The sequence below is a fragment of the Acidobacteriota bacterium genome (assembly GCA_030697165.1).
GTDB lineage: Bacteria > Acidobacteriota > Vicinamibacteria > Vicinamibacterales > UBA2999 > 12-FULL-67-14b.
The window spans coordinates 45,707-58,785 of sequence record JAUYQQ010000021.1 but is presented as its reverse complement, the minus strand read 5'-3'; the positions used below and the strand labels follow the sequence as shown (position 1 = coordinate 58,785).

Sequence of the window (13,079 nt, the reverse complement as noted above, 5' to 3'; positions counted from 1 at the left end):
GCCTATTAGAGCGACGTTCTAGGCGAGTCGCCCCTAGCAGACCCTTGCCGCCGTCCAATCAACCACGCGCAGCGCAGTGGCTTCCTATAATCTGTCGTTCACCGTGGTCTTGAGTAGCCACGCACCGCGCCGGGCGCGCACGATAGCGAGCGCGGCGCGGCGAGCCAAGCGCTGACCTGATCCGATTCGGCACGATGTAAACGAGAATCGCCTTCTCGGCCACTCTTGGTGCTCTCCGTCGCAACGAAGAGGGCTTCCCTGACTTGCAGGTCCGACACCGGGGCACGGCTCGATTGCAAATTGGGCATTTTATTTGCAAGGGATACCTGACGCCTATGCCGCCAACGCATCGGCCCGCGTGTTCTGCTCGCGAGGCACCCATCGCACGGTGACCCGCGCGCCGCGTGCCCTGATGATATCCCCAAGACCGCGCGCGATGTCAGCGAGAGGCTTCAAGTCCGCGTGTTTCACTCGGTATTGACCGTTGAACTGCTTGACTACTAGTCGCGAATCCATCCGCAGCTCGATATCTGTATCAGGCTGCGTCGCGGCGAAAGTCAACGCAGCAATTGCCCCCCGCCACTCGGCTTTGTTGTTGGTGCCGTAGCCGATGCCATGCGACACGGAGTAACACTCGCGCCCGTCGCGGTGCGCGACTACACCGAACCGCCCCTGGCCTGGATTCGGCTTGCAGCCGCCGTCAGCGTGAATAATTAACACTTAGATACACCCTCTCCATATCCCTGCTTTTAGAGCAGGCGATGAACAAGAATCATTCGTCTTGATACGCATGGCTGCTTGTTAGTCGGCCATCACGGACGCTGCTTCTCTCCTCCGCGCGGGTTATTCGCGGAGATCCCTATTGAGGAAGCACTTTCAGCGGGCAGGACCACGTTGCAGGTCGGCAGAGCGTGGATTTTGGTGACTAACCCTCGGTGGACACCCAAATCCGGCCATTGATCGACACCTCAAAACCGGCCATTAACTGACGGCGGCCGAGACGTTGACGAGGGCGGCGGACCTATGGTCCCTCGCCCGGATGAGTAACGTCTTGGACGAAGAGAAGCAGCAACAGATTCTGGCGCTGGGTCGCCTGGGCTGGTCCCTCCGACGCATCGAGGCGGCGACGGGTGTGCGCCGAGAAACGATCGGCGGCTACCTCCGCGCCGCAGGCATCGACGTGCGCGGGCGTGGCCGTCGAGGCGAACGGCCGGCAAAAGCGGCCATTTCTCCGGAGGTGTCCACCGACCTCGCGCTGCCAAATCCGGCCATTTCGTCGGGGGTGTCCACCGACCCTGGCGGGCTGGCGCCGACGCGCGCACCGAGCGTCAGTGCCTGTGAGCCGTATCGCGAGCTGATCGTCGCGGCGGTCGCCCGCGGACGCAACGCGGTCGCGATCTACCAAGACCTGGTCGACGATCACGGCTTCACCGCGAAGTATGCGAGTGTCCGCCGCTTCGTCGTGCGCCTGCGCGGCGCCACGCCGGTCGAGGCCCGCGTGGTCATCAGGACCGGACCCGGCGAAGAAGGCCAGGTCGACTACGGCGGGGATGGGCCGATGGTCCGCGACCCGCAGACCGGCAAGTACAAGCGGGCCCGCCTCTTCGTCTTCACGCTGGGCTATTCGCGCAAGTGCGTGCGATGGCTGGTGTGGCGCTCGAGCGCCCGGATGTGGGCCGAACTGCATGAGTGGACGTTTCGACGCCTGGGCGGCACGACCAAGATCGTCGTGCCCGACAATCTGAAAGAGGGCGTGCTCACCCCCGACATCTACGATCCCGCGCTCAATCCACTCTATCGGGACGTGCTCGCCCATTACGGCGTCGTCGCCCTGCCGTGTCGGGTGCGCGATCCCGATCGCAAGGGGAAAGTCGAAGCGGGCGTGGGGCACGCGCAGAAGACACCGCTCAAGGGACTGCGCTTCGAGTCGCTCGAGGCGGCGCAGGCGTACCTCGATCGCTGGGAGACCCGCTGGGCCGATACGCGGATCCACGGCACCACCAAACGCCAGGTCGCCGAGATGTTTGCCGAGGAACGGCCGGCCCTCGGGCCGCTGCCGCTGGAACCCTTTCGCTACTACCGCTTTGGGGCGCGCACGGTGCATCTCGATGGCTGCGTCGAGGTCGAGGCCGCGTACTACAGCGCGCCGCCGGGCTGGATCGGCCAGCGGGTGCAGGTGCAATGGAACGATCTCCACGTCCGGCTGATCGCCCCGACGACCGGGCAGCTCCTCCGCGAACACCTGCGCGCACGCCGCGGCTGGCATCGGATCGCCGCCGCCGATCGCCCCGCCCGGACGCCGGCGTCGACGCTGGCCTTGCTGGGACGGGCCGCCACGGCCGGTCCTGCGATCAGCACCATCTGTCAGCACATCCAGGCGCAAGGGAGTGCGCACGGCGTGCGGCAGATCCTCGGGGTCCTCGCGCTGGCCAAGAAACATGGGCCGGCGGTCGTCGAGGACGCGGCCCAGGCCGCCGTCGACATCGGCGTCCTCACCTATCGCTTTGTCCGCAAGTACGTCGAGCGGCGGCCCCCCGTCCCGCTGACCCTGCGGCAAGTCGACCCGCTCATCCGTCAACTCACCTTGTATCGCGATCTGATTGATCGCACGACCGGAGATCCGACATGAATGTGACCGAACTCGATCGCGCGCTCCGCCAACTCCGTCTCTCGGGCATGGCCGATGTCCTGGAGGCGCGCCTGCGGCACGCCCAGGCCGAGCGGCTGGCGCCGCTCGACCTCGTCGCCACGCTGGTCAGCGACGAACTGCAGCGGCGCCAGGACCGGCTCTTTGACCGGCGCCACAAACAGGCGCGCTTCCGCGATCCCGATCGCTCGCTCGACCGCTTCGATTTCGACTTTAACAAGAAGATGAATCGGGCCCTGCTGCACGAACTGGCCACGGCGCGCTTCGTCGGCCAGCGGGAAGACGTGCTCTTACTGGGCCCGCCGGGGACCGGCAAGAGCCACTTGGCCCAGGCGATCGGCCGCGCCGCCATCCAGCAGGGCTACCGTGTGGCGTATCGCGAAGCCCATACGCTGCTCGAAGAACTGGCCGACGCCACGCTGGACGGCACCCGCAAGATCATCCTCGCGGACCTGACGACGGTCCCGCTGCTGATCATCGACGACTTGGGCATGCGGAAACTCCCGCACACGGCGGCCGAAGACCTCCGGAGCTAATCATGCGGCGCTATGAACGGGCCTCGACGCTGCTGACGTCGAACCGGCCCGTCGACGACTGGGGCAAGCTGCTGGGCGACACGGCCGCCGTGACCGCGCTGCTCGACCGCCTCCTCCATCACGCACATGTGCTCAAATGTGGGCCTCGGAGCTGGCGCACGAAAGTCCACACCGACTTGCGTGCCGAAGAGCTCACGAAGTAGAACTGCATGGGTCTCGGTCGCCAGCCAGAAATGGCCGGATTTGAACCGTCGATCAATGGCCGGATTTGAGGTGTCCACCGAGGACTAACCGCTTCCTGATTTAGCGCGTGGTGCGAGTTTTGTTTTCGACACTACTCGCAGTGCCAGAGCGCTCGGGCTGCTCTTCGCCAAGTGTGATTTATCAAGCATGACAAGGATTCGATTTATGGGAAATTCCGATTGCCCGGGCTGCGTCGGTCTACTTCGGTCTGCGGCGTAACTTGTGCGCGGAGTAACCACAACTTGCGCGCGCCAGGGACGCGCAGCGTTGTCAGCGCGCCTTTAGCGATCCACTTCTCAATCGTGCGAACGCTCACGCCTGCGATCTCTGCGGCCTGCTTCACCGTGACGCGCTCGCTCTGTTGTTCGCTCATAGGGTTTCCTTCGCGTGTTGAATGAATCGATCCAGGTCGCGCCGGTCGAAATACCAAGCCGTCCCGATCTTGACGACCGGGATCTCGCCGCGAAGCACGAGATCGCGCAGCGACGTATACGGGATACCCATGTCGCGTGCCGCGCCCTTCGCGGGGAGCAGCCGACTAGGTTTTGGCGATGTTTCTGTAAGCACACCAGCATTAAAGCGATCGTGTGATTTATTGACTAGGGGGTTTTCTACGTTGCGAGTGGTGCGGCACGGATAATGCGCCGACTGGCCCTATACTGCCGATCATGGGCGAACTCAAAAAACGCGGGGACGTGTGGTGGATTCGGTATTGTCGCGCCGGTAAACGCTACGAAGAGTCGAGCCGCAGCGACAAAAAGAAAGTCGCGCTCGATCTACTTCGGCAGCGGGAGGGCGACGGCGCGAAGGGCCTGGCGGTGACGCCGAAAATAGGCCGTCTGCGATTTGAAGAAGCCGCCGAAGACGTCCTGAACGACTACCGAACCAACGGCAAAAAGTCCTTCGACGCCGTGGAACGTCGCCTGCGTAAGCACCTCACTCCGTTCTTTGGCAGTCACCGAATGCAGAACATCAGCACAGCGCTCGTGCGCGCCTACGTCGCTCACCGGCAGGCGCAGACGACGATCACGCGCGGCGCTTACACGGTCACGCGTAAAGATGGCACCGTGACGGAAGTGCCTGAGCAGCAGCGAACGATTGAGCGCGTCTCAAACGGGGAGATCAACCGCGAGCTAACGATCCTCAAGCGAGTCTTTAGCCTCGCCGTGCAGTCGGGGAAGCTGCTGCATAAACCGTATGTGCCGCTGCTGCGCGAAGACAACACGCGAACGGGCTTCTTTGAACCGGAGCAATACGCGAGCGTCCAGGCGCATCTGCCGCCCGCGCTTCGCCCGGTGATCGAGTTTGCCTATATCACCGGCTGGCGCATCGACTCGGAAGTGTTGCCGCTGCAATGGCGGCAGGTTGACTTTCGCGCGGGTGAGATCCGGCTAGACGCCGGAACAACAAAGAACCGCGAGGGCCGCGTATTTCCCATGACCGACGACCTGCGCGCGTTGTTAGAGGCGCAGCATGCCGAGCACCTCAGCCTCAAGAAGGCTGGCGAGATTTTCCCGTTCGTGTTCTTTCGGATGGTTGCCGACAGTCGCGGGGGGCAGAAGCATCCTAAGTCGATCCTTGCGTTCACGAAGGCTTGGAAAGTCGCCTGCATCGCCGCTGGCTGCCCCGGTCGCGTGCCGCATGACCTGCGCCGAACGGCGATTCGGCACATGGTTCGCCGTGGCGTGTCAGAGCGGGTCGCCATGAAGCTCACCGGGCACAAGACGCCGTCGATCTTCCAGCGCTACAACATCGTGAGCGACGGCGACCTGCGTGCAGCCGCGATGCAGCTTGCTGGGTTGACCGGGAGCGACCGTGCCTCCGCGCTATCGCTGGCCGCTGCGGGCAGGAGGCCCGAGAGCCACAAATGAGCACGCCAGTTAAAACCAAATGTCGAATCTGTGGGTTGGACGGCGTCGACGAGTGGGGCGGCTCTGAAAACGGGCTTCTCATCTTCTCGCAGGATTGCCCGAATTGCGGGCGTTGGTGGGCACCATTGGATTCTGTGGGCCCCGATCTGGCCCAACCAGACAACCGGCGCATCTTGCCGTTTCTTGCCGCTCACATTCGACAGACCGCGAGCGCGACCAACGAACGAGTCGTGCCAATTGGTGAGGACTGGAAAGAACGTGCCGCTGAGCACTCCAGGACACCAATTCCTCGAAAACTCGACGCCCTGCTCAGATGGTTCGAACAACAGACCCAATTTGCTGGCGATTCTATCGATCTACCGGCGACGCTCGCGCCAATGATTGATGCGGCGAATAAAAAAGAGGTGGACTTCTTGATCGGCACGCTCGGTGAGCAGGGCTTGCTTGTCCAGAACGAGCAGATAACTGGACGGCACTATCGCATCACAGCGCGTGGCTGGAACTATCTTCGGCCGGTAGACTCTGGCGGCATCGCTGGCACCGCCTTCGCGGCGATGTGGTTCGATCCGCAGATGGACGCACCTTACTTACAAGGCATCGTTCCGGCAATCGAGTCTTGCGGGTTCACCGTCAATCGCGTCGACCGAACACCGCACAACGACCAGATCACTGATCGAATCATGGCAGGCATCCGCTCAGCGCAGTTCGTTGTTGCCGACTTCACCGGCCAGCGCCCCAGCGTTTACTACGAGGCTGGGTTCGCGCAGGGCTTAGGGAAGACCGTGGTTCGGACGTGCCGGGACACCGATTTCGGTGACCTGCACTTCGATACCCGCCAATACCTTCACATCAAATGGTCGACCGTCGAGCACCTCCGGTCGGCGCTTGAAGACCACGTCCGCGCGACCATCGGTAGCTGGATTCCCCGCCGCGATTAACGAATAGCAATCAAGCTGACTGGGACAAAAATGGGACAGCCGAGCGATCTTGCTGCTCGGCTGAATGGGAATCTTGCGTATTCCCTAAGAGAATTTGGAGGCGCCGCCCGGATTTGAACCGGGGATGGAGGTTTTGCAGACCTCTGCCTTACCACTTGGCGACGGCGCCGCTCGGATTGTGCTGTGTTGATTCTAGCGCGGGACGGGTTCGTTGCCCTTCGACTCGCCACTAGTCAACCTTCGGCTGACTACCGGCTCGCTCAGGACATTCTCCATAGGTTGGCTAGCCATGAGCGAAACTTCGTTTCGCCGAAGGCGGAACGAAGGTGAGTCGAATGGAGCGGGAAACGGGATTCGAACCCGCGACTTCGACCTTGGCAAGGTCGCACTCTACCACTGAGTTATTCCCGCTCGCCGAGAACAACCCACTGTAACAGATGGGTAGCGCGACAGGCAAGCGTCCTGGGGCATCGGCCGGACCTAAAGGTCCGGCCCCACAGGCTTTACGCCCCGAAGGACGCGCGCGGCCTCCTCGGGAGACACCGGGTTCCTGGGCACGCCACTGCCCCACTCGAGCCCGCTCCAGCGGGTGACCCTCGGAATGACCTCCAGGTGCCAGTGGAACGCAGGGTCGGCCTCACCACTGAACGGCGCGGTGTGCAGCACCAGGTTGTAGGCCGGCCGCTCCAGCGCCCAATCCACCCGCATCAGCACATCCTTCAACACCGCCGTCATCGCCTCGAGCGTCGCGTCGGACGCCTCCTCGAACCGCGGCGAATGGACCCGCGGCAGAACCCAGGTCTCGAACGGTACCCGCGACGCAAAGGGCGCGATCGCAATTATTGGAAGGGTGTCAGACACCATCCGCCGGCCGTCCTGCAATTCCTGCGCGGTCACGTCGCAGAAAACGCAGCGGCCGGTCCAGCCAAAATGGGCCGCCGCACCTCGGACCTTGGCGTCCAGGGCCTCGGGCAGGATCGGGTACGCCGCGATCTGGGAATGAGAGTGGTCCATCCGGGCACCGGCGGCCCGGCCGTGGTTCTTGAAGACAATGGCGCTGGCGAAGCGGGTGTCGCGCTTCAGATCCTGCAACCGCGTGCGCCAGGCCCACAACACCCGCCACAACCGGTCGGCCGGCAGGTCCTGCAGCCGCTGGTCGTGCACCGGCGACTCGATCACCACTTCATGCGCGCCCAGGCCGTCGCGCACCTCGAAGACGCCGTCACTGCGGCGCTCCTGGTGCGCTTCGATACGAAGCATGGGCCGCCGATTGGCGACGACGCGCACCGACCATCCCGGCTCGCCGGCCGCCCCGCCGTCGCGCCACGCCAGCAGCTCGGTGCCGGCATCCCTTTCGCGGCCTTCGCAGAAGGCGCAGGCAGGAACGGTCCGGCTAACGCCGGACGCCACATCTACCTGGACGGGCTCGAGGACGAAGTCGCTGGGATGGGGGTGCGGCGACCGATCGATGATCACGGAACGGCCGGTGATCGGGTCGCGCCTGAGCTCGGTTTCTACCATCCGGGCCTGAAGGCGTCCTGGTAGACCGTGATGCGGGCGGGCTGGATCGAGGTATCCACGGCCACCACGTCGAACCGGCACGGGGTCGCGTGGAGTTGGTGCCCGCTGACGTATTCCTCGGCCATGGATACTAAGCGTCGCTGTTTCTGCGTCGTGACCATCTCGGCGGGATCGCCAAATCTGCTATCGGTCTTCGTCTTCACTTCTACAAATACTACCGTGGGGCCGTCTACGGCGATGAGGTCGATCTCGCCAAAGCGGGAACGATAGCGCCGGTCGAGTATTTGATACCCGAGGCGTTCGAGCTCGGCGGCCGCTAATGCCTCGCCTTCGAGGCCGAGGCGCTGGCGTTGGAAGGTCATGGCGGGTGGAGAGCAAGGCCCGTGCCCGTAGGCGGGTCTAAAGACCCGCCTCTACGACAAGGTCCGGCTAAAGCCGGACGCCACATCGGTGCCGGACCCTACAGCGTACCGAGCGCCTGGTCGAGGATGTCGATGGCCGTCGTCGCCTGGGCCTTGGTCAGCACCAGCGGCGGCGAGAGGCGGATGGCGTTCTTGCCGGCGCCGAGCACCAGCAGGCCGCGCGCGAAGCAGGCGTCCACCACCTGGTCGCGCTCGGCGACGGCGCGTTCCTTGGTCACGCGGTCCTTCACGAGCTCGATGCCGATCATCAACCCGCGGCCGCGCACCTCGCCGATGATGGCGTGCTTCTGCTGCACTTCTTTCAAGCGGTCCATCATGAAGGCGCCGACCTCGGCCGCATTCTTGATCAGCGAATCCTTCAGCAACGTGATCGTGGCCATGGCCGCGGCGCACGACACCGGGTTGCCGCCGAACGTGCTGGCGTGCGAGCCCGGCGGCCAATCCATCACCTCCGCCCGCGCCGTCGTCACGCCCAGCGGCAGGCCCGAGGCCACGCCCTTCGCGGCGGTGATCATGTCCGGCTCGACACCGAAATGCTCCATCGCAAACATCTTGCCGGTGCGGCCCATGCCCGACTGCACCTCATCTGCGATCAACAGGATGCCGTGCTTCTTCGTCAGCGCGCGCAGGCGCTCGTGAAACTGCGGCGCCGGCACCACGTAGCCGCCCTCCCCCTGAATCGGTTCCACGAGGACGCCGGCGACTTCGTCGGGAGAGATCAGGTGGACCAGGACCTGGTGCTCGAGGAAGCCGAGGCACTCGGCCTGGCACGTCTCGGGCCTGAGGCCCACCGGGCAGCGGTAACACGTCGCATAGGGCGCGTGAAACGTCCCCGCCTGCATGGGACCAAAGCCGCGGCGCTGAATGGCCTTGCTCGAGGTCAGCGCCAAGGAACCCAGCGTGCGTCCGTGGAAGCTGCCAATGAACGCAATCATCCCGTAGCGCCCGGTCGAGTACCGGGCCAGCTTGATGGCCGCCTCGTTGGCCTCGGTGCCCGAGTTCGAGAAGAACGATCGCTTGGGTCCGCCAAACGGCGCGATCTCGTTGAAGGCCTCGCCCAGCTGCACCTGCGGTTCGTAATAGAAATCGGTTCCCGACATGTGCAGGAACTTCTGCGCCTGGTCGATGATGGCGGCGACGACGGCGGGGTGGGAGTGGCCGGTGGAGTTCACGGCAATGCCGGCGGCGCAGTCGAGGAACTGGTTGCCGTCCACGTCTTCGACGATCGCGCCCGCGCCGCGGGCCATCACAAAGGGATAGCCCCGTGTGTAGGACGGCGACACCACCTTGCCGTCGCGTTCGATAATGGCTTTGGCTTTGGGACCGGGCAGGGCGGTTTTGATCATCGGCGCATCCATATGCTGATCATACCGGGAGTCGGGGGTCGGGAACCGGGAGTCGGTCGGGAGTCGCTATTTTCGCTTCCAGCGGGTGCCCTTGGGGCCGTCTTCGAGGATCACGCCCCTGTCGAGCAGTTCCTGGCGAATGCGGTCGGCCTCGGCGAAGTTGCGGCGGCGGCGGGCGTCCTGACGAGCTTCGATGCCGGCATCGATCTCGGCCTGCGGAATGGGCGGGATCGCCTCTTCGGCGTGGCGCAGCGACAGCACGCCGAGCACCTGGTCGAAGTGGTCGAAGGCGGCCTTGATGCCGGCGCCGTCGGCCTCGCCCACCTGCTTGCTGTCCATGGCGATGTTCAGTGCGCGGATCAGGTCGAACAGCTCGCCCAGGCCGGCCGCGGTGTTGAGGTCGTCGCTGAGGGCCGCATCGAACGCCTGGACGGCGGCGGCCACGCGGGCGGTCACCTCCGGATGCACGCCGCCACCCGACAGGGCTCCGACGCGTCCCAGAAAGTCGGTGATGCGCCGCAGCGCCTCTTCGGCCTGCTCCAGGCCAGTCCACGTGAAGTTCAACTGCTTGCGGTAATACGCCGACAGCAGGATGTAGCGCAGCGCCGACAGGCGGAAGCCGCGGTCGAGCACGTCCTGCACGGTGTAGAAGTTGCCGACCGACTTCGACATCTTCTGGTTGTCCACGAGCAGGTGCTCGACATGGAGCCAGAACTTCGAGAACTCCTTGCCGGTGGCGCCTTCACTCTGCGCGATCTCGTTCTCGTGATGCGGAAACACCAGGTCCACGCCGCCGGTGTGGATGTCGATCGGCGCCTCGCCCAGCAACCGCAGCGCCATGGCCGAGCACTCGATGTGCCAGCCGGGACGCCCCGGGCCACAGCCGACGTCCCACGTCGGTTCGCCGGGCTTGGTCGCCTTCCACAGCACGAAGTCGCGGGCGTTCTCCTTGTCGTACTCGTCGGAGTCGACGCGGGCGCCGGCCTGGATGCCCTCGTGGTCGAGCCGCGCCAGCTTGCCATAGGTCGGCAGCGTCGCGATCTTGAAGTAGGTCGAACCGTCGGTCTGGTAGGTGTGGCCGCGCTCACCCAGCTGGTTGATCATGTCGGCCATCGCCTGCAGGTTCTCGGGGTCGGTCGCGCGCGGCGAGTCTTCCACCGGCTCGATGCCAAGCGCCAGCGCGTCTTCGCGGAAGGCCTTGATGTATTGGTCGGTGTATTCGCGCAGCGGCAAGCCGGCCTTCTCGGCGCCGGCGATGGTCTTGTCGTCCACGTCGGTGAAGTTCATGACGTGGTGCATCTTGAAGCCGCCCACGTACTTCAGCGCCCGCCGCAGCACGTCCACGCTCACAAACGTGCGGAAGTTGCCGATGTGCCCCCGCGCATAGACGGTCAAGCCGCAGGTGTACATGCGCACGGTGTTGTCGCGCAGCGGCTCGAACGGCTCGACCTGGCGGGTCAGGGTGTTATAGAGGCGCATGGTCAGGCGGCGTGAGTCACCGACACGATGTCGGCATCAAACTCGAAGGTCAGGGCCGTGTCGTTGCTGGCCACGATGATCTGCAGCGTGTCCGGCGACGTCCGGGCCAGGGCGTGCCCGGCGGCCACGCCGACCCGGGCCACGAAGTCTGCCCCTGCCGCCGCCTCGATCTCGGCGTATCCCACCGCGTGATTCGCCACGTCGGCGACGATGGCGGCCAGTTGGGGATCCCGGGGAACAGTGAACCTGAACGTGAACGATTTGGGGGCCATGCGAATCAGACCGATAGTCTATCGAACAATCGCGCCGCGCGGCGAACATCCGCGGCAATCTGGTCCTGGAGCGCCTCGGTGTCGGGAAACTTGCGCTCGTCCCTCAGCCGCTGAACGAAGGCCAGCCCCAGGGTCTTGCCGTAGAGATCGATCGTCCGGCCAATCAGGTGCGCCTCGATTGTCGTGGTGAGCTCGGCGCCAAACGTCGGCCGCTGGCCGATGTTGGTCACGCTGGGATAGACGGCGCCGTCCACGGTGACCGCCGTCGCATAGACGCCGTGCGGCGGGATCAGCTCGTTGTCGGTCTTCAGGTTGGCGGTCGGAAAGCCGAGTTCCCGGCCCCGCTTCGCCCCCTCGACCACGACCCCATCAAGGGCGTAGTGATGCCCCAGCAGCGCGCCGGCCTCGTCCACGCGTCCCTCGCTCACCAGCCGGCGAATGCGGGTGCTCGACACCACGAACTCCTTGTAGCGAATGGGATCGATCTTCTCGGCGCGAAAGCCGTACTGCGCCCCGAGCGACTTGAGCAGCGTGAAGTTGCCGCTGCGGTTGCGGCCGAACAGGAAGTCGGCGCCGACCCAGACCTCGGCCACGCGCAGCCAGTCGACCAGCACGGTGCGGACGAACGCCTCGGGCTCCCACTGCGACATCTCGGGGGTGAAGCGCACCACCGCCGCGCCCTGCACGCCCGCGCGCGCCAGGGCGGCGAGCTTCTGCGCCTTGGTCATCAGCAGCAACGGCGCCTTATCGGGGCGCAGCACCCTCGGCGGATGCGGATCGAAGGTCAGCACCACGCTGGTGCCGCCGCGCTCGAGCGCGCCGCGCTGGATGCGTTCGACGATTTTCACGTGGCCGCGATGCAGGCCGTCGAAGTTGCCGAGCGCCAGCACCGGCGACCGCCACGTCAGCGGCCGGGGATCGTCGGGGAAGTGGATTACGTCCATTGATCCGCCGGCTTGTCCGCCGTAGCCTTGGCGGAGGAGGAAGCCTCAGCGGAGGTGGATTCATCCCCCACGTCGATCGTCACCACCTGGCCATCATAGGCCAGCTCCACGCCGGCCGGCAGCGACCGGTTGGTCTCCGCATGCGGCAGCTTGTGGCACATGTGCGTGAAGTAGGTCTGGCGCGGCTTCAGCCGCGCCACCACTTCGAGCGCGCCCGCCACCGTGAAGTGGGTGGGATGCGGTTTGTGACGCAGCGCATCGAGCACGAGGACGTCGAGGCCCTCGAGCAGCGGCCATGCCTCGTCCGGCAGGCGATTGCAGTCGGTCAGGTAGGCGAACGTCCCGAGCCGGTATCCCAGGATCGGCCGCGAGCCGTGGAACAGCGGCACCGGCTGAACGCGTACCGCGCCAATGTTGAAAGGCCCGGTCACCGTGGTGAGGGCCACCTCTGGAATGCCGCCACCCTTTTCGCTGGGCGGACTGAAAATATACGAGAAGGTGCGCCGCAAATCCGCAGCGGTCCGCTCATCAGCAAACGCCGGAATCGCCCCGCCCTGCATCACATTGAACCGCCTCACATCGTCCAAACCCATGACGTGATCGGCGTGACTGTGCGTGAACAGGATGGCGTCGACGCGCGCAATGCGGTTGGCCAGCACCTGCTGGCGCAGGTCGGTCGAGGTATCGACCAGGATCGCTGGCCCGCCTTCGACCGCGATGTAAATCGAGGGCCGCAAGCGGCGATCGCGCGGATCGGTTGATTGGCATACCGCGCAGGTACAACCGATCATGGGCACGCCGTGCGAGGTGCCGCTGCCAAGGACGGTGACGGTCGCCTTCATCTAAGAGATGGAATGTTA

The 13,079-nt window shown here is 64.7% G+C and carries 15 protein-coding genes and 2 tRNA genes; 5 read left to right on the top strand and 12 right to left on the bottom strand.

What is annotated here, in order from left to right; translation table 11 throughout:
• Positions 1 to 333: 333 nt before the first annotated feature.
• Complete coding sequence (locus Q8T13_19095) at positions 334 to 720, bottom strand: ribonuclease HI family protein (GenBank protein ID MDP3719872.1); 387 nt, start codon at positions 718 to 720, stop codon at positions 334 to 336.
• A 319-nt stretch (positions 721 to 1,039) separates the two neighbouring features.
• On the opposite strand from Q8T13_19095, the gene istA reads away from it, so the two are divergent.
• From istA to Q8T13_19080, 3 genes are read left to right on the top strand one after another with little or no spacing between them, the layout of a single operon-like run.
• Positions 1,040 to 2,629 (top strand): IS21 family transposase, encoded by a 1,590-nt coding sequence (gene istA, locus Q8T13_19090; GenBank protein MDP3719871.1) that lies wholly within the window; start codon positions 1,040 to 1,042, stop codon positions 2,627 to 2,629.
• Positions 2,626 to 3,183, top strand: a complete 558-nt coding sequence (locus Q8T13_19085; GenBank protein MDP3719870.1) for an ATP-binding protein — start codon at positions 2,626 to 2,628, stop codon at positions 3,181 to 3,183. Before istA ends, Q8T13_19085 begins: the two co-directional genes overlap by 4 nt.
• Before the next feature lie 2 nt (positions 3,184 to 3,185).
• On the top strand, positions 3,186 to 3,386 hold the full coding sequence (locus Q8T13_19080) for an ATP-binding protein (GenBank protein MDP3719869.1): 201 nt from the start codon (positions 3,186 to 3,188) through the stop codon (positions 3,384 to 3,386).
• A gap of 203 nt (positions 3,387 to 3,589) precedes the next feature.
• Here the strand turns inward: Q8T13_19080 and Q8T13_19075 are convergent, their stop codons facing one another.
• Both Q8T13_19075 and Q8T13_19070 read right to left on the bottom strand, forming a co-directional pair.
• Positions 3,590 to 3,799: a helix-turn-helix domain-containing protein gene (locus tag Q8T13_19075; protein ID MDP3719868.1), complete on the bottom strand. Its 210-nt coding sequence runs from the start codon at positions 3,797 to 3,799 to the stop codon at positions 3,590 to 3,592.
• Positions 3,796 to 3,993 (bottom strand): helix-turn-helix domain-containing protein, encoded by a 198-nt coding sequence (locus Q8T13_19070; GenBank protein ID MDP3719867.1) that lies wholly within the window; start codon positions 3,991 to 3,993, stop codon positions 3,796 to 3,798. Before Q8T13_19070 ends, Q8T13_19075 begins: the two co-directional genes overlap by 4 nt.
• A 101-nt stretch (positions 3,994 to 4,094) precedes the next feature.
• Here Q8T13_19070 and Q8T13_19065 point away from each other — a divergent pair, with 101 nt between their 5' ends.
• Both Q8T13_19065 and Q8T13_19060 read left to right on the top strand, forming a co-directional pair.
• On the top strand, positions 4,095 to 5,297 hold the full coding sequence (locus Q8T13_19065; GenBank protein ID MDP3719866.1) for a tyrosine-type recombinase/integrase: 1,203 nt from the start codon (positions 4,095 to 4,097) through the stop codon (positions 5,295 to 5,297).
• Between the two features lie 35 nt (positions 5,298 to 5,332).
• Positions 5,333 to 6,235, top strand: coding sequence for a hypothetical protein (locus Q8T13_19060; GenBank protein MDP3719865.1), 903 nt, complete (start codon positions 5,333 to 5,335; stop codon positions 6,233 to 6,235).
• A 95-nt stretch (positions 6,236 to 6,330) separates the two neighbouring features.
• On the opposite strand, the gene Q8T13_19055 is transcribed toward Q8T13_19060, so the two are convergent.
• The 9 genes from Q8T13_19055 to Q8T13_19015 form a co-directional block, all read right to left on the bottom strand.
• Positions 6,331 to 6,404 (bottom strand) — tRNA-Cys (locus Q8T13_19055).
• 167 nt (positions 6,405 to 6,571) lie between these two features.
• Positions 6,572 to 6,646 (bottom strand) — tRNA-Gly (locus Q8T13_19050).
• Positions 6,647 to 6,715: 69 nt separating this feature from the next.
• Positions 6,716 to 7,756 (bottom strand): galactose-1-phosphate uridylyltransferase, encoded by a 1,041-nt coding sequence (locus Q8T13_19045; GenBank protein MDP3719864.1) that lies wholly within the window; start codon positions 7,754 to 7,756, stop codon positions 6,716 to 6,718.
• Entirely contained in the window at positions 7,750 to 8,118 is a 369-nt protein-coding gene (locus Q8T13_19040) for a YraN family protein (GenBank protein MDP3719863.1), read from the bottom strand. Before Q8T13_19040 ends, Q8T13_19045 begins: the two co-directional genes overlap by 7 nt.
• 98 nt (positions 8,119 to 8,216) lie before the next feature.
• Entirely contained in the window at positions 8,217 to 9,536 is a 1,320-nt protein-coding gene (locus Q8T13_19035; protein MDP3719862.1) for an acetyl ornithine aminotransferase family protein, read from the bottom strand.
• A gap of 54 nt (positions 9,537 to 9,590) precedes the next feature.
• Positions 9,591 to 11,009, bottom strand: a complete 1,419-nt coding sequence (gene cysS / locus Q8T13_19030; protein ID MDP3719861.1) for a cysteine--tRNA ligase — start codon at positions 11,007 to 11,009, stop codon at positions 9,591 to 9,593.
• Positions 11,006 to 11,275 (bottom strand): hypothetical protein, encoded by a 270-nt coding sequence (locus Q8T13_19025; GenBank protein ID MDP3719860.1) that lies wholly within the window; start codon positions 11,273 to 11,275, stop codon positions 11,006 to 11,008. Before Q8T13_19025 ends, cysS begins: the two co-directional genes overlap by 4 nt.
• Before the next feature lie 5 nt (positions 11,276 to 11,280).
• Entirely contained in the window at positions 11,281 to 12,219 is a 939-nt protein-coding gene (locus tag Q8T13_19020) for a bifunctional riboflavin kinase/FAD synthetase (GenBank protein MDP3719859.1), read from the bottom strand.
• Positions 12,210 to 13,061, bottom strand: a complete 852-nt coding sequence (locus Q8T13_19015; GenBank protein ID MDP3719858.1) for an MBL fold metallo-hydrolase — start codon at positions 13,059 to 13,061, stop codon at positions 12,210 to 12,212. The genes Q8T13_19020 and Q8T13_19015 overlap by 10 nt, the downstream gene beginning before the upstream one ends.
• Between the last annotated feature and the right edge of the window lie 18 nt (positions 13,062 to 13,079).

Bases quoted from the DNA above. Each gene is read 5' to 3' on its own strand.
- istA (MDP3719871.1), top strand. From the start codon at position 1,040: ATGAGTAACGTCTTGGACGAAGAGAAGCAGCAACAGATTCTGGCGCTG.
- Q8T13_19085 (MDP3719870.1), top strand. From the start codon at position 2,626: ATGAATGTGACCGAACTCGATCGCGCGCTCCGCCAACTCCGTCTCTCG.
- Q8T13_19080 (MDP3719869.1), top strand. From the start codon at position 3,186: ATGCGGCGCTATGAACGGGCCTCGACGCTGCTGACGTCGAACCGGCCC.
- Q8T13_19075 (MDP3719868.1), bottom strand. From the start codon at position 3,799: ATGAGCGAACAACAGAGCGAGCGCGTCACGGTGAAGCAGGCCGCAGAG.
- Q8T13_19065 (MDP3719866.1), top strand. From the start codon at position 4,095: ATGGGCGAACTCAAAAAACGCGGGGACGTGTGGTGGATTCGGTATTGT.
- Q8T13_19045 (MDP3719864.1), bottom strand. From the start codon at position 7,756: ATGGTAGAAACCGAGCTCAGGCGCGACCCGATCACCGGCCGTTCCGTG.
- Q8T13_19040 (MDP3719863.1), bottom strand. From the start codon at position 8,118: ATGACCTTCCAACGCCAGCGCCTCGGCCTCGAAGGCGAGGCATTAGCG.
- Q8T13_19035 (MDP3719862.1), bottom strand. From the start codon at position 9,536: ATGGATGCGCCGATGATCAAAACCGCCCTGCCCGGTCCCAAAGCCAAA.
- Q8T13_19025 (MDP3719860.1), bottom strand. From the start codon at position 11,275: ATGGCCCCCAAATCGTTCACGTTCAGGTTCACTGTTCCCCGGGATCCC.
- Q8T13_19020 (MDP3719859.1), bottom strand. From the start codon at position 12,219: ATGGACGTAATCCACTTCCCCGACGATCCCCGGCCGCTGACGTGGCGG.
- Q8T13_19015 (MDP3719858.1), bottom strand. From the start codon at position 13,061: ATGAAGGCGACCGTCACCGTCCTTGGCAGCGGCACCTCGCACGGCGTG.